Origin of the sequence: Limnohabitans sp. Jir61 (assembly GCF_003063545.1) — a bacterium.
Lineage (GTDB): Bacteria > Pseudomonadota > Gammaproteobacteria > Burkholderiales > Burkholderiaceae_C > Limnohabitans.
Window position 1 is genome coordinate 131,053 of record NZ_NESD01000003.1, and the last position, 14,236, is coordinate 145,288.

The 14,236-nt window shown below is 55.2% G+C and carries 13 protein-coding genes and 1 pseudogene; 9 read left to right on the top strand and 5 right to left on the bottom strand.

All coding sequences use genetic code 11. The features are described from left to right. Nucleotides 1–6: 6 nt before the first annotated feature. The 7 genes from B9Z35_RS10450 to lptC all read left to right on the top strand — a co-directional run bounded on the left by B9Z35_RS10450 (nucleotide 7) and on the right by lptC (nucleotide 6,127). The gene (locus B9Z35_RS10450) at nucleotides 7–408 is read left to right on the top strand and encodes a ribonuclease P protein component (RefSeq protein WP_108283816.1); all 402 of its coding nucleotides are present in this window, start codon (nucleotides 7–9) and stop codon (nucleotides 406–408) included. Beyond that, entirely contained in the window at nucleotides 405–668 is a 264-nt protein-coding gene (gene yidD, locus B9Z35_RS10455; protein WP_108283651.1) for a membrane protein insertion efficiency factor YidD, read from the top strand. The genes B9Z35_RS10450 and yidD overlap by 4 nt, the downstream gene beginning before the upstream one ends. After that, a complete protein-coding gene (gene yidC / locus B9Z35_RS10460; protein WP_108283652.1) occupies nucleotides 665–2,374 on the top strand; it encodes a membrane protein insertase YidC in 1,710 nt (569 codons plus the stop codon). Before yidD ends, yidC begins: the two co-directional genes overlap by 4 nt. 67 nt (nucleotides 2,375–2,441) lie before the next feature. Continuing rightward, a complete protein-coding gene (gene mnmE / locus B9Z35_RS10465; protein ID WP_108283817.1) occupies nucleotides 2,442–3,881 on the top strand; it encodes a tRNA uridine-5-carboxymethylaminomethyl(34) synthesis GTPase MnmE in 1,440 nt (479 codons plus the stop codon). Between the two features lie 25 nt (nucleotides 3,882–3,906). Beyond that, entirely contained in the window at nucleotides 3,907–4,920 is a 1,014-nt protein-coding gene (locus B9Z35_RS10470) for an SIS domain-containing protein (RefSeq protein WP_108283653.1), read from the top strand. Continuing rightward, complete coding sequence (locus B9Z35_RS10475; RefSeq protein ID WP_108283654.1) at nucleotides 4,920–5,474, top strand: HAD family hydrolase; 555 nt, start codon at nucleotides 4,920–4,922, stop codon at nucleotides 5,472–5,474. The genes B9Z35_RS10470 and B9Z35_RS10475 overlap by 1 nt, the downstream gene beginning before the upstream one ends. Next, nucleotides 5,471–6,127, top strand: coding sequence for an LPS export ABC transporter periplasmic protein LptC (lptC, locus tag B9Z35_RS10480; protein ID WP_233246544.1), 657 nt, complete (start codon nucleotides 5,471–5,473; stop codon nucleotides 6,125–6,127). Before B9Z35_RS10475 ends, lptC begins: the two co-directional genes overlap by 4 nt. A gap of 46 nt (nucleotides 6,128–6,173) precedes the next feature. On the opposite strand, the gene B9Z35_RS10485 is transcribed toward lptC, so the two are convergent. Next, entirely contained in the window at nucleotides 6,174–6,647 is a 474-nt protein-coding gene (locus tag B9Z35_RS10485; protein ID WP_108283655.1) for an RNA-binding protein, read from the bottom strand. 193 nt (nucleotides 6,648–6,840) lie between these two features. After that, a complete protein-coding gene (locus tag B9Z35_RS10490; RefSeq protein ID WP_108283656.1) occupies nucleotides 6,841–8,043 on the bottom strand; it encodes an ammonium transporter in 1,203 nt (400 codons plus the stop codon). 188 nt (nucleotides 8,044–8,231) lie between these two features. Here B9Z35_RS10490 and B9Z35_RS10495 point away from each other — a divergent pair. Continuing rightward, a pseudogene (locus tag B9Z35_RS10495) lies at nucleotides 8,232–8,783 on the top strand (TMEM165/GDT1 family protein); the annotation flags it as partial. Nucleotides 8,784–8,970: 187 nt separating this feature from the next. On the opposite strand, the gene gap (B9Z35_RS10500) reads toward B9Z35_RS10495, so the two are convergent. The 3 genes from gap (B9Z35_RS10500) to tkt all read right to left on the bottom strand — a co-directional run bounded on the left by gap (B9Z35_RS10500) (nucleotide 8,971) and on the right by tkt (nucleotide 13,309). Then, on the bottom strand, nucleotides 8,971–9,969 hold the full coding sequence (gene gap / locus B9Z35_RS10500) for a type I glyceraldehyde-3-phosphate dehydrogenase (RefSeq protein ID WP_108283658.1): 999 nt from the start codon (nucleotides 9,967–9,969) through the stop codon (nucleotides 8,971–8,973). 141 nt (nucleotides 9,970–10,110) lie between these two features. Further along, nucleotides 10,111–11,118 carry a type I glyceraldehyde-3-phosphate dehydrogenase gene (gene gap / locus B9Z35_RS10505; RefSeq protein ID WP_108283659.1) on the bottom strand — a complete coding sequence of 336 codons (1,008 nt, stop codon included), beginning with the start codon at nucleotides 11,116–11,118 and terminating at the stop codon, nucleotides 10,111–10,113. A 118-nt stretch (nucleotides 11,119–11,236) separates the two neighbouring features. Continuing rightward, a complete protein-coding gene (tkt, locus tag B9Z35_RS10510) occupies nucleotides 11,237–13,309 on the bottom strand; it encodes a transketolase (RefSeq protein ID WP_108283660.1) in 2,073 nt (690 codons plus the stop codon). A 128-nt stretch (nucleotides 13,310–13,437) separates the two neighbouring features. On the opposite strand from tkt, the gene B9Z35_RS10515 reads away from it, so the two are divergent. Further along, on the top strand, nucleotides 13,438–14,223 hold the full coding sequence (locus tag B9Z35_RS10515) for a nucleotidyltransferase family protein (protein WP_199219810.1): 786 nt from the start codon (nucleotides 13,438–13,440) through the stop codon (nucleotides 14,221–14,223). The last annotated feature ends 13 nt before the right edge of the window (nucleotides 14,224–14,236 follow it).

The following is a 14,236-nucleotide window of genomic DNA, read 5'->3' on the forward strand; positions in this document are numbered from 1 at the left end:
AGCGCCGTGGAACGTCTGAAACAGTGGTCAGAATTTCAGGCCGTCATGTCGGCAGGATCTGTGGCACGTACGCCGCATTTTGTGTTGCACCAGTGGCAACCATCTGCCAAAGCCTCAACAGGGTCTGGGTTTGAACAAACCCCGACCCTGTTTGTCGATGGTGTGTTGATGATGGGCGCACTCACCCCAAAACGGTGGGCCAAGCGTGCCGTTACGCGCAACTTAATTCGACGACAAGTTCACGCGGTTTCGCGTGAGTTTGAAAAAGGCTTGATGCCGACCGCCTATGTGGTTCGCTTGCGAGCAACGTTTAACCCGAAAAAGTTTGTGAGTGCATCCTCGGATGCGCTGAAACAAACGGTTCGAGAAGAGCTCAAACAATTGTTTGGCCGAGTGAGCACCGCATGATGCAGTCAATTTTGATGACATTGGTGCGTGGTTATCGTTTGCTGCTCAGCCCGTGGCTAGGTTCGTCGTGTCGGTTTGAACCTACGTGTTCCGTGTATTCGCTGCAAGCTTTAGAGCTTCATGGTGCCGCACGGGGTAGCTATTTGACTTTGCACCGTTTGGCACGTTGTCATCCTTGGTGTGTTGGCGGGAATGATCCTGTTCCACCTGCTTTGTTTAGCTCTTTGACCTCTTCCAACTCAGGAAAGAAAACTTCATGAATGACATTCGCCGCACCATTTTGTGGGTGATCTTTGGTTTCTCCATGGTTCTTTTGTGGGACCAATGGCAAGTTCACAACGGAAACAAGGCCACGTTTTTCCCAACGCCTGCACAGCAAGCCAAAGTAGCGCCAGATGCTGCTTCTGCCTTACCGCAAGCGGCAGGCGTACCAGCGGCAGTTTTGCCACAAGGCACCGCAGCAGCAGTTCCTTCGGTTGAAACGCGTGCAGCTACCAAAGAGTTGGTGCAAATCGAAACAGACGTTGCCAAAATCAGTTTTGACACAGAAGGCGGCACCTTGGTGCGTCTTGAGTTGTTGAAGCATGCGGATGAACACAAGCATGGCAGCAATGTGGTGTTGCTGGATGACAGCAAAGACCGCATCTATACCGCACAAACGGGTTTGATTTCCAGCGTTCCCGGCGTGGCATTGCCTACACATAAATCAGTGATGACGGTCCGCCCAGGCGCACGCCAACTCAAAGAGGGTGACAACGAGTTGTCCATTACGTTTGAATCTGCGGCACAAGGTGGCGTGAAACTGGTAAAGACCTACACCGTCAAGCGCGGCGCTTACGACATGGTTGTGAAGCACGACATCGTGAACACAGGCGCACAAGATGTGGCGCCTCAGTTGTATTTCCAATTGGTGCGTGACGGCAACAAGCCTACTGGCGAATCTTCGTTTTACTCCACCTTCACTGGCCCTGCGATTTACACAGAAGCCAAGAAATATCAAAAGGTGGAATTTGCTGACATCAAAAAGAAAAAAGTAGATGTTGAAAAGCAATCCACCACAGGCTACATCGCCATGGTGCAGCATTACTTTGCCAGCGCTTGGATCTTGCCCGAGGGCATGAGCCGTGACATTTCAATCGATGCCGTGGATATTGGTTCCACCATGCCCGATTGCTGCTACCGCGTGACGATGATTTCTCCTTTGGAGGCTATCAAACCGGGTCAGACAAAGAGCATTGCTGCCACCTTGTACGCTGGCCCACAAGAAGAGAAAAAACTCGAAGCTCTTTACCCAGGGTTGGAGTTGGTCAAAGACTACGGCTGGTTGACCATTTTGGCCAAGCCTTTGTTTTGGTTGTTGCACCAACTCAACAACATTTTGGGAAACTGGGGCTGGTCTATCGTCAGCTTGGTGGTCTTGCTCAAAGCGGCGTTCTATTGGTTGAATGCACACGCTTACCAAAGCATGGCCAAGATGAAAGCCATCAATCCAAAAATCATGGAAATGCGCGAACGTCTCAAAGACAATCCGCAACAAATGCAAATGGAGATGATGAAGATTTACCGCGAAGAAAAGGTCAACCCCATGGGTGGTTGCGTTCCTATCGCGCTTCAAATTCCGGTGTTCATTGCCTTGTATTGGGTGTTGTTGTCGACAGTTGAAATTCGCAACGCACCTTGGATGGGCTGGATTCACGACCTGTCAGCGCCGGACCCGTACTTCATTTTGCCCATCTTCATGACGCTGACCACAATGTTGCAAACAGCATTGAACCCCGCGCCACCAGATCCTATGCAAGCCAAAATGATGTGGATCATGCCGCTGGCCTTCAGCGTGATGTTCTTCTTCTTCCCTGCCGGCTTGGTGCTCTACTGGATCACCAACAACGTGTTGTCAATCACTCAGCAGTGGCTCATCAACACGCGCATGGGCGTGCCACCACAATTCAACTTGCCCAAGTTCTGATTTAGAAAATTGGCATTCAAAAACCCGCCATCTTCGGATGGCGGGTTTTTTTCTGGACAATCTACCCATGCTTTCTCAACACGACGCCCCCATCATTGCCATTGCCACCGCCCCCGGTCGTGGAGCCGTGGGCATCGTGCGCGTCAGCGGAAAAAACTTAGGCGCATTGATAGAAGCACTGTGTGGCCGAGCACTGAAGCCACGCGAAGCCACGTATTTGCCTTTGCCAGACGAAACAGGTGCACCAATAGACCATGTGTTGGCGCTGCACTTTCCAGGCCCCAATAGCTACACAGGCGAAGACGTGTTGGAGCTGCAGGCCCATGGTGGCCCTGTGGTGTTGCAGCTCATCTTGGCCCGTTGTTTGCAGGTGGGGGCAACGTTAAATGAGCAGAACAAACCATTGCTCAGTGGCCTTCGCTTGGCCCAGCCAGGTGAGTTCACGCAACGTGCTTTCTTGAATCACAAGCTTGATTTAGCCCAAGCCGAAGCCGTGGCCGATTTGATCGATGCCAGTACCGAAGCTGCAGCACGCGGTGCGAGCCGTTCGTTAGCGGGGGCGTTCTCGAATGAAATTCACCAGTTGCGTGATGCGCTAATTCACCTGCGCATGTTGGTCGAGGCGACACTGGATTTTCCCGAAGAAGACATCGATTTTTTAAAGCAAGCCGATGCTCAAGGCCAGTTAACGCGTTTGCAACAAAACTTGGCACGCGTGATGGCACAAACGAAGCAAGGCGCGTTGCTGCGAGAGGGCATTCGAGTGGTCATTGCAGGCCAGCCCAATGCAGGTAAAAGCTCCTTGCTTAATGCCTTAGCGGGCGCAGAGTTGGCCATCGTCACGCCTATTGCCGGCACCACACGTGATGTGGTGCAGCAAACAATCCAGATAGAAGGCGTGCCCTTGCATGTGGTGGACACGGCAGGTTTGCGCGAGCATCCAGATGTAGATGAGGTCGAACGCATTGGCATTGCCCGTGCATGGGATCAAATTGGCCAAGCTGATGCTGTGCTGTTTTTGCATGACCTCACGCGCAAAGATGAAGCCGCATATGCTGAAGCTGACCTGCAAATAGAACAAACCTTGCAAGATAAGTTAGATACCCATGTGCCCGTTTTGCATCTGTGGAACAAAGCGGATGCAAACAGCATAGTCGCAACCGTGCCCAACCAAGCTGGCACGACAACATCCACACACATCACCTTGTCGGCCAAAACTGGCGATGGCTTACCGGCCCTGCGCCAACAGCTGCTGAATGTGGTGGGTTGGCAAGGCGGGAGCGCCGAGGGCATGTTCATGGCCCGCGAGCGCCACGTACAAGCTTTGCACGAGGTCGATGAACATCTCATGCTGGCCAACGCTAGCTTGCAAGCGCAGGTCCCAGCGCTCGACTTGCTGGCCGAAGAGCTGCGACTGAGCCAAAACGCACTCAACACCATCACGGGCGAATTCTCACCAGATGATTTGTTAGGCGTGATCTTCTCCAGCTTTTGCATCGGCAAATAAGCCACCCCACCGATAAAATGAAGCGATGACCCAAAACCACGCACACACCACAGTCACACAGTCGCTGTTGGATGACCAGCGCATTTTGCAACTCGCTCATGACACGCTCGACATTGAGGCCGATGCCGTGCGTCACTTGCGCAATGGTTTGTCGCCAAGCTTTGTGCAAGCTGTGCACGCCATTCTCAAAGTTAAAGGCCGTGTGGTCGTGATGGGCATGGGCAAAAGCGGCCATGTGGGTCGCAAGATAACTGCCACACTTGCTTCAACCGGAACCCCCGCCATGTTTGTTCATCCGGCCGAAGCCAGCCATGGCGACTTGGGCATGGTGAAAGACACCGACTTGGTCATTGCTATTTCTAACAGCGGTGAAAGCGACGAGCTCGCTGCGATTTTGCCGGTGCTCAAGCGTCAAGGCGTTCCATTGGTGGCACTCACAGGTGGTGCAGATTCAACCTTGGCGAATCACGCCGACATCGTGCTCAATACCGGCGTGCTGAAAGAAGCTTGCCCTCTCAACTTGGCCCCCACCGCCAGTACCACCGCACAGATGGCGATGGGCGATGCATTGGCAGTTGCGTTGCTAGACGCACGTGGTTTCAGAGCCGAAGACTTTGCCCGCTCACACCCAGGGGGCGCGTTGGGCCGCCGCTTACTAACGCATGTGAGCGATGTCATGCGTAGCGGCGATGCTGTGCCAAGCGTTTTACCAACAGTCAGTTTCAGCGACTTAATGCGTGAGATGAGCGCCAAAGGCTTGGGCGCATCGGCGGTTGTGGATGCCAATAAACAAGTGTTGGGCATCTTCACCGATGGTGACTTGCGCCGCTTGATCGAAACCGGCACAGACATGCGTCAGCTAACTGCGCAACAAGTCATGCACGCCAACCCACGCACTGTCCGCTCTGGCGCATTAGCCGCTGAAGCGGCAGAGCTGATGGAGTTGCATCGCATCACCAGCGTGCTGGTCGTGGACGAGCAAGGCACACTGTGTGGTGCACTCAACACCAACGACCTCATGCGCGCGAAAGTCATCTGATGAGCACTCATACACCCGCGTTGAACATAGACCCAGCCATTCTGTTGCGCGCGCAAAACGTGCGCGTGGCGTTCTTTGACGTAGATGGCGTGCTCACCGATGGCGGGTTGCTGTTCACTGAAAGCGGTGAAACCATCAAACGCTTTTGTACGCTCGATGGCCATGGATTGAAGATGCTGCAAAAAGCAGGCATCACACCCGCTGTCATCACAGGGCGCGACAGTGCACCATTGCGTGCACGCCTCAAAGCGTTGGGCATCACGCATGTGCGTTACGACACCGAAGACAAGGCACCCGCCGCACAAGAAATTTTGAACGAACTGGGTCTTGACTGGTCGCAAGCCGCACACATGGGCGACGATTGGCCAGACATGGCGGTGATGACCCGTGCTGCATTTGCTTGTGCTCCGAGCAACGCGCACATCGAAGTCAAAGCCATTTCGCATTACGTGACAGATCGCGCGGGCGGTCATGGCGCAGCGCGTGAGTTTTGCGATTTGTTGCTGGTTGCGAGTGGTCGCTACGCTGAACTTTTGCGAGGTTATCTCGCATGATTATTGCGACGCCTTTGTCGCTGCTGATGCGTGTGCGGCGCGTGTTTGATCGCTTAGCGGTTTACTTGCCACTGTTACTTATGGGGCTGATGGCCATGACCACTTACTGGCTGGTTCGCAATACCCCCGTTATGGGTGAGGCTGAGTTAGAAGCCGCACCACGTCACGTGCCTGACTATTTCATGCGCGATTTCTCGGTCAAGGTGTTTGCCGAAGATGGTCACTTAAAAAGTGAAATGGTAGGCACAGAAGGGCGCCACTACCCGGACACCGACACATTAGAAATTGATCAGCCGCGCATACGCATATTGGGCGCTGAGGGGCGTGTGACAACTGCAGTTGCCGCACGAGGCTTAATTAATGCAGATGGCTCAGAAGCGCAGCTGTTTGACAAAGCAGTCGTGGTGCGCGAGGCCAGTACGGACGAAAAGGGCTTGTTTACACCGCGCAGCGAAATGCACAGTGACTTCTTGCATTTGTTTGCCAATACCGAACAGGTGCGATCGCATTTGCCGGTTGTGTTGGTGCGCGGGGCGGGCGACCGCTTTACATCGCAAGATGGCATCGACTATGACAATCTAGACCGCGTGATGCAACTCACAGGCCGAGTACGAGGCACCTTGCTACCGCCGAAAGATAAAGATAAGAAATAAAAAAGGCTCCCGCGGGAGCCTTTTGATATGCAGTGAAGCAGTTCGATCAGTAGTTGTTGCCACCACCGAAACCGCCGCGGCCACCGCCGTCGCCACGACCGCCGCCGCCTTCACGACGACCGCCACCAGCACCGCCGCCGCCGTAGGGGCTACGGAAACCGCCACCACCACCTTCGCGACCGCCACCACCGTAGCCGCCACCGCCGCCTTCACGGCCACCACCACCGTAGCCACCGCCACCACCAAAACCGCCTGAGCGGGGAGGACGTGGCTCCATGGGACGAGCTTCGTTCACCACCAGGCTACGACCACCCAAAGGTGCGCCGTTCATGCCTTCAACTGCTGCCAGAGCTTCGGCATCGCTGCCCATCTCGACAAAACCAAAACCTTTAGAGCGGCCGGTGTCACGCTCCATCATGACTTTCGCGCTGGTCACAGTACCGAACTGTCCAAATGACTGCTCGAGATCGCTGTCGCGCACTGAATATGGCAAATTGCCGACGTACAGTTTGTTGCCCATGAAAGGGACTCCTTAAAACACAAAAACAAAGCGATGGAGTCCCGAACCGAAACTGACCGATCACCAAACACAACCTCATAAATGACTTGCATTTATAAAGTCGCAATCATTATGGAGCACAAGTTAGAAAAAAATCCAAGCGTTTACCTGTATTTAAGCTGACTCATGCCCGAAAAACCACAGTTGGAGAGTTTTACCAGCTCACTTCACGGTCAGGAGACGCTGTGATTTTGTGAATGGTGAGGTCGGCACCTTCGAATTCCTCTTCTTGGCTCATGCGCAAGCCCATGGTCATTTTGAGTACGCCGTAAACCACAAAGCCACCGACCAGCGCCCACACCACACCCAGTGCCGTGCCGGCCAATTGCGCAGTGAGGTTGATGCCGCCAATGCCGCCCAAAGCCTGTGTGCCAAAAATGCCAGCGGCAATACCGCCCCAAGTGCCGCACAAACCATGCAATGGCCACACGCCCAAAACGTCGTCGATGCGCCACTTGTTTTGAGTGAGCGTGAACATCACCACAAAAATGCCGCCAGCCACAGCGCCCACGACCAATGCGCCCATGGGGTGCATCAAGTCAGAGCCTGCGCATACCGCGACCAAGCCAGCCAAGGGGCCGTTGTGCACAAAGCCAGGGTCATTCTTGCCAGCGATCAGTGCCACCAAGGTGCCGCCCACCATGGCCATCAACGAGTTGACGGCCACGAGGCCAGAGATCTTGTCGAGGGTTTGTGCGCTCATCACGTTGAAGCCAAACCAGCCCACGATCAAAATCCAAGCGCCCAAAGCGAGGAACGGAATGCTCGAAGGTGGGTGCGCAGAAATGGCGCCATCTTTGCGGTAGCGGTTGCTACGTGCACCGAGCAACAACACCGCAGGCAAAGCAATCCAGCCGCCTACGGCGTGCACCACCACAGAGCCAGCGAAGTCGTGGAATTCATCACCGGTCAATTCTTTGAGCCAAGCCTGAAAACCGAAATGTTGGTTCCAAGCAATGCCTTCGAAGAAGGGATAAACAAAACCAACAATGACGCCTGTGGCAATCAGCTGTGGCCAAAACTTAGCGCGTTCAGCAATGCCTCCGGAGATGATGGCGGGGATGGCTGCAGCAAAGGTCAACAAGAAAAAGAACTTCACCAGCTCATAGCCGTTTTTATCGGCCAATGATTCAGCACCGATCATGAAGCTTGCGCCATAAGCCACGCCGTAACCCACCACAAAGTAGGCGAGGGTGGACACACAGAAGTCCACCAAAATTTTGACCAATGCATTGACTTGGTTCTTGCGGCGAACTGTACCCAGTTCTAAAAATGCGAAGCCAGCATGCATGGCAAGCACCATGATGGCTCCCAGCAGAATGAACAAAGCATCCGCGCCCTGTTTGTGTGCATCCATAAATCGTATCCTTGGAAAATTGAACTTATTTGGTGCGTATTGCACCTGTTTTATCGAATCGCACCAGATATAAGCAAAAAATGCACCAAATCTAACGATAACTTAAAATGAAACAGATTCTATTGCGTTCTTTTGAACTACATCAGGGTAATTGCTATGTTTGCCATGTGCCGCGGTAGGATCAATTGATGGAAGCATTTTTGATCTCAACGGGCATCGTCGCCCTCGCCGAAATGGGCGACAAGACGCAACTTTTATCGCTCGTGCTCGCCGCACGTTTTCGTAAACCTTGGCCCATCGTGTGGGGTATCTTGGTGGCCACGTTGGCCAATCACGCTTTAGCCGGTGGTTTTGGTGCATGGATCACCAGTTTCATGGGCCCCACCGTGTTGCGCTGGGTTCTGGGCGCGTCGTTCTTGGCGATGGCGGCTTGGATGTTGGTGCCCGATAAGTTAGATGACGAAGATGCGGATGTCGCGCCAAAGTTTGGCGTCTTTGGCACAACAGTCATTGCCTTCTTCTTGGCCGAGATGGGCGACAAAACACAAATCGCCACGGTGATGTTGGCCGCTGAATACAAATCATGGTTTTGGGTGGTGGCGGGTACCACCTTGGGCATGATGTTGGCCAATGCGCCAGTGGTGTGGTTTGGCGAGCGCATCACGCGTTTGGTGCCGCTCACTTGGGTGCACCGCATCAGCGCGGCGGTGTTTGTGGTGTTGGGGCTTTTGGTGTTGTTCGGCGGTGAAGCTCCAGAGACGCATGGCCAAACGCACAATGCTGCTGCACAAGTCGTCGCCCCTAGCGAGCCAGCGACTTCGGCATCTGTGGTGACAGCACCCGCTGCTTCAGTTGCGCAATAAAAAACGCCAGCGTTTTGGCGCTGGCGTTGTATGAACCACAAGGCACATCAAGTGCCAGTGTTGCTTATTTAGCGATGACGCGCACCATCTCCAAACACTTGTTGGAGTAGCCCCATTCGTTGTCGTACCAGCTGACGATTTTGATGAAAGTGCTGTCTAAGGCCAAGCCCGCATCGGCATCGAACACCGAGGTGCATGGTTCGCCGCGGAAGTCGGTGGACACCACTTTTTCTTCGGTGTAACCCAATACACCTTTCAGCGCGCCCAAGCTTTGCGCTTTCATCTCGGCGCAGATTTCTTTGTAAGTGGCTTCGCTGTTGAGCTCCACGGTCAGGTCCACGACCGACACGTCAGAGGTGGGCACGCGAAACGCCATGCCTGTGAGTTTGCCTTTGACTTCTGGAATCACTACGCCTACGGCCTTAGCTGCGCCGGTGCTAGAGGGGATGATGTTTTCCAAAATGCCGCGTCCACCGCGCCAGTCTTTGTTGCTCGGGCCGTCCACGGTTTTTTGGGTGGCAGTGGTGGCGTGCACGGTGGTCATCAGGCCGCGCTTGATGCCCCATTTGTCGTTCAACACTTTGGCAATCGGTGCCAAGCAGTTGGTGGTGCATGAGGCATTCGAGACGATGGCTTGGCCAGCGTAAGTGGTGTGGTTCACGCCGTACACAAACATGGGCGTATCGTCTTTGGAGGGGGCAGACAGAAGCACTTTTTTGGCGCCTGCGGTTAAGTGTTTCTCCGCGGTGGCTTGGTCGAGGAACAGGCCGGTGGCTTCCACCACCACGTCAGCGCCAATCTCGTTCCATTTCAACGCCACAGGGTCGCGCTCTTGGGTCAGGCGAATCTTTTTGCCGTTGACCACCAAGTGGCCGTTATCCACAGTCACCTCGCCTTGAAAGCGGCCGTGCACACTGTCGAACTTGAGCATGTATGCCAAGTAGTCGGGCTCTAGCAAGTCGTTGATACCGACAACTTCGATGTCGTTGAAGTTTTGAATGGCAGCGCGAAATACCATGCGGCCGATGCGGCCAAAGCCGTTGATACCAATTTTGATGGTCATGTCAGTCTCCTTAGATGGCTCAATTCTATGAAACTTTGTTACATGATTTCAAGTAAATTCACGTATTTTTTTTACCAAGCTGAAAGTACAGACGAAAAAAATAGCGCCCGAGGGCGCTATGTTGTGGGTAGGCGGTGAAGATTACTTCTTCTTAGCCACCACGCGAACCATCTCCAAGCACTGCTTGGCATAGCCCCATTCGTTGTCGTACCAAGCGACGATCTTGACGAAGTTCTTGTCCAAAGCGATGCCGGCTGTCGCGTCGAACACGCTGGCACATGGCTCGCCACGGAAGTCGGTGGACACCACTTTTTCGTCGGTGTAGCCAAGCACGCCCTTCATGGCGCCTTCGCTTTGTGCTTTCATCTCAGCGCAAATTTCGGCGTAGCTGGCTTCGTTGGTCAGCTCAACCGTCAGGTCGATCACAGACACATCAGACGTTGGCACGCGGAAAGCCATGCCGGTGATCTTGCCTTTGATTTCTGGAATCACTACGCCCACCGCTTTTGCTGCGCCTGTGCTGGACGGGATGATGTTTTCCAAAATACCGCGGCCGCCGCGCCAATCTTTGCGAGACGAGCTATCCACGGTGGCTTGGCTGGCAGTGGCTGCGTGCACGGTGGTCATGAGGCCGCGCTTGATGCCCCATTTGTCGTTCAACACTTTGACCACAGGGGCTAAACAGTTGGTGGTGCAAGACGCGTTCGACACGATGGCCTCGCCCGCGTATTTTTTGTGGTTCACGCCGTAGACAAACATGGGCACGCTGTCTTTGGAAGGTGCAGAAATGACAACCTTTTTAGCGCCTGCAGCGATATGCATTTGGCTAGTGGGTTCGGTCAGGTAATGGCCTGTGCATTCGAGCACGGTGTGAACGCCCATTTCACCCCACTTGAGGTTGTGTGCGTCTCGCTCGTGGCTGAGCTTGATTTTTTTGCCGTTGACGATCAGCGCGTCGTCGGTGAAGTCCACCGTGCCATCAAAGCGGCCATGCACACTGTCGTACTTCAGCATGTAAGCCAAGTAGTCGGCGGGCTTGGGGTCGTTGATACCGACAACTTGGATGTCGGTGTAGCCGTGCTTCAACGCAGCGCGCAAAGCCAAGCGACCGATACGGCCGAAACCGTTGATACCTAATTTGATGGTCATGTGAATGCCTCAGGAGGAAGTTAGAAACTTTTAATAGACCAGTTTGTAGATCATTCGCCTTTCACGAGGCTGATCTTGGGACGGCCCCTCCACAGAAGCCATCCCGCTGGTCGTCGGTTTAAGCGAACTTTTGTAGTGCAGCTTGAACCGTGTCGGCCACGTTTTCTGGCGTGAAACCGAAATGTTTGAACAAGACGGGGGCAGGGGCAGATTCGCCGTAGGTGTCGATACCCACGACGGCAGACACACCGTATTTCCACCAGCCGTCAGTGGAGCCCATTTCCACCGCAATGCGAGGTACGCCTGCGGGTAACACGGCAGATTTGTAAGCAACGCTTTGGCGGTCAAAGGTGGTCGTGCTGGGCACAGACACCACGCGCACGGCGATCTTGCGCTCGGCCAACAAGGCTTGCGCTTTCATGGCCAGCTGCACTTCTGAGCCCGTGGCCATCAAAACAGCTTGCGCCTTTTTCTTGATGCCCACTTCGCTCGGCTCAGCCAACACGTAAGCACCTTTGTTGATGGCATCGAGGCCAGAGATGTCACCAGCAGTTTTGTGAGGAGCGGCATCGCCTTTTGGCAGGTACGGGAGGTTTTGGCGGCTCAACAACAGTGCGGTTGGGCGGTTGGTGTTTTGCAATGCCACGGCCCAAGCCACAGCGGTTTCGGCGGTGTCAGCAGGACGCCACACGTCGAGGTTAGGAATCAGGCGTAAAGAAGCTGCGTGCTCGATGGACTGGTGGGTCGGGCCGTCTTCGCCCAAGCCAATCGAATCATGGGTGAACACGTGCACCACGCGTTGCTTCATCAGCGCGGCCATGCGGATGGCATTGCGTGAGTAGTCGCTGAACGTCAGGAACGTGCCGCCGTAAGGGATGAAACCACCGTGCAAAGCCACGCCGTTCATGATGGCGGCCATGCCGAATTCGCGCACGCCGTAGTTGATGTGGCGGCCACCTTGGCCAGCTTCGTTTTTCACCACATGGCCCGCTGCATCAAAGCGCAGGTTGGGCGTGGATTTGGTGTTGGTCAGGTTAGAGCCGGTCAAGTCGGCGCTGCCACCCAAGAGCTCGGGCAGTGCAGCGGTGAAGTGTTCCAGTGCCAACTGACTGGCCTTGCGACTGGCAACCGTTTCGGCTTTTGTGTGTGCATCAATGACCGTGTCGACCACGGTTTGTGCAAAGTTCTTGGGTAATTCGCCGGCCATGCGGCGCAGCAGCTCTTTGGCCAAGCCGGGGTGAGCGGCTTTGTAAGCGGCGAAAGCTGTTTTCCACTCTGCTTCTTGAGCCTTGCCTTTGGCTGCAGCGCTCCAATCAGCGTAAACCTCTTTGGGCATTTCAAACGGCGCGTGGTTCCAACCGATAGCTGCGCGTGTGAGCGCAATTTCTTCAGCGCCCAAAGGTTCGCCGTGGGCCTTGGCCGTGTCAGCGCGGTTGGGGCTGCCTTTGCCGATGCTGGTTTTGCAAACGATGAGTGTGGGCTTGTCAGTGCTCAGCTTGGCGGATGCAATGGCTTGGCTCACCACCGCGGCGTCGTGTCCGTTGATGGGGCCAATCACGTTCCAGCCGTAGGCTTTGAAGCGTTCGGGTGTGTTGTCGACAAACCAAGGGGCCACTTGGCCGTCGATGGAGATGCCGTTGTCGTCGTACAAGGCAATGAGTTTGTTCAGCTTCCATGCGCCTGCCAATGAGCAGGCTTCGTGGCTGATGCCTTCCATCAAACAACCGTCGCCCATGAAGGCGTAGGTGTGGTGGTCCACCACGTTGTGGCCTTCGCGGTTGAACTCAGAAGCCAACAATTTTTCGGCCAATGCCATGCCCACTGCGTTGGTGATGCCTTGACCCAAGGGGCCCGTTGTTGTCTCGACGCCTGGCGTCACACCCACTTCAGGATGTCCGGCGGTTTTGCTGTGCAGCACGCGGAAGTTTTTCAACTCGTCCATCGGCAAGTCGTAGCCGGTGAGGTGCAACAAGGCGTAAATCAACATCGAGCCGTGGCCGTTGGACAGCACAAAACGGTCGCGGTTCAACCAATGGGGGTTCTTGGGGTTGTGGCGCAGGTGGTCGCCCCATAAAGCGACGGCCATGTCGGCCATGCCCATCGGCGCGCCGGGGTGTCCTGAGTTGGCTTGTTGTACAGCGTCCATTGCCAAGGCGCGAATTGCGCTGGCCATTTGTTGGGTGTTTGCCATGTCAGGCGACTCCGGTGGGTAATGAGGGAAAACCACGATTTTAGCGAGCCTGCCCCCCCTTTGGCTGACCGCAAGCGACAGATGTTTTGCAAATAGACCGCATCGCTGGCTGGCTACACTGACACGTGATGACAAAACCCCTTGTTTACGCCTCTTCACCAGCCTTGGCCACCGCCCTGCTTCTGGCCGCAGGACGCGGCGAGCGCATGCGCCCGCTGACCGACCACACGCCCAAGCCCCTGTTGCCTGTGCGCGGACGACCCCTCATGCAATGGGCCATGCAGGGCCTGCAGCGCGGCGGTGTAGAACGCTTGGTCATTAACACCGCTTGGCTGGGTGAGCAAATTCCTCAGCACTTTGGCGCAGCGTTTGACACGGAAGGCCTCGCGCCCATGCACTTGCATTACTCGCAAGAAGGCGTGGACTTCGGTGGTGCACTAGAAACCGCAGGCGGCATCGCCCGTGCCCTGCCCCAGCTGGCTGATGTGTTTTGGGTAGCTGCGGGCGATGTGTTTGCGCCAGATTTTGTATTTGCCCCCGAGGCCTATGAGCGCTTCAAGGCCAGTTCGCAGCTCGCCCACATTTGGTTGGTGCCTAATCCCGAACACAACTTGGGCGGCGACTTTGGTTTGTCCGCCGAGGGCTTGGCTTTGAATTTGCCCAAGTTGACTTCGCCTGCGGCTGGCACAGAGCAACTGCGCTACACCTTCAGCACCATCGCCCTTTACAAACGCACCTTCTTTGAGGCAGCGTGGTGCCCCATTCCCGCAGGCAACCCCGCTGGCGTGAAGGCCCCACTCGCCGCCATGCTGCGCGCCGCCATGGACAATGGCGCGGTGAGTGCGTCGCTCTACTCAGGCGCGTGGACCGATGTGGGCACGCCCGAGCGATTGGCGCAACTCAACGCCGCCTGAACACACAAGGTAA

Excerpts from the sequence above, each read along its gene's own strand:
- B9Z35_RS10485 (WP_108283655.1), bottom strand. The coding sequence starts at position 6,647 with ATGGGCAACAAACTGTACGTCGGCAATTTGCCATATTCAGTGCGCGAC.
- mnmE (WP_108283817.1), top strand. The coding sequence starts at position 2,442 with ATGCTTTCTCAACACGACGCCCCCATCATTGCCATTGCCACCGCCCCC.
- B9Z35_RS10490 (WP_108283656.1), bottom strand. The coding sequence starts at position 8,043 with ATGGATGCACACAAACAGGGCGCGGATGCTTTGTTCATTCTGCTGGGA.
- gap (WP_108283659.1), bottom strand. The coding sequence starts at position 11,118 with ATGACCATCAAATTAGGTATCAACGGTTTCGGCCGTATCGGTCGCTTG.
- B9Z35_RS10470 (WP_108283653.1), top strand. The coding sequence starts at position 3,907 with ATGACCCAAAACCACGCACACACCACAGTCACACAGTCGCTGTTGGAT.
- yidD (WP_108283651.1), top strand. The coding sequence starts at position 405 with ATGATGCAGTCAATTTTGATGACATTGGTGCGTGGTTATCGTTTGCTG.
- B9Z35_RS10475 (WP_108283654.1), top strand. The coding sequence starts at position 4,920 with ATGAGCACTCATACACCCGCGTTGAACATAGACCCAGCCATTCTGTTG.
- B9Z35_RS10515 (WP_199219810.1), top strand. The coding sequence starts at position 13,438 with ATGACAAAACCCCTTGTTTACGCCTCTTCACCAGCCTTGGCCACCGCC.
- lptC (WP_233246544.1), top strand. The coding sequence starts at position 5,471 with ATGATTATTGCGACGCCTTTGTCGCTGCTGATGCGTGTGCGGCGCGTG.
- yidC (WP_108283652.1), top strand. The coding sequence starts at position 665 with ATGAATGACATTCGCCGCACCATTTTGTGGGTGATCTTTGGTTTCTCC.
- gap (WP_108283658.1), bottom strand. The coding sequence starts at position 9,969 with ATGACCATCAAAATTGGTATCAACGGCTTTGGCCGCATCGGCCGCATG.
- tkt (WP_108283660.1), bottom strand. The coding sequence starts at position 13,309 with ATGGCAAACACCCAACAAATGGCCAGCGCAATTCGCGCCTTGGCAATG.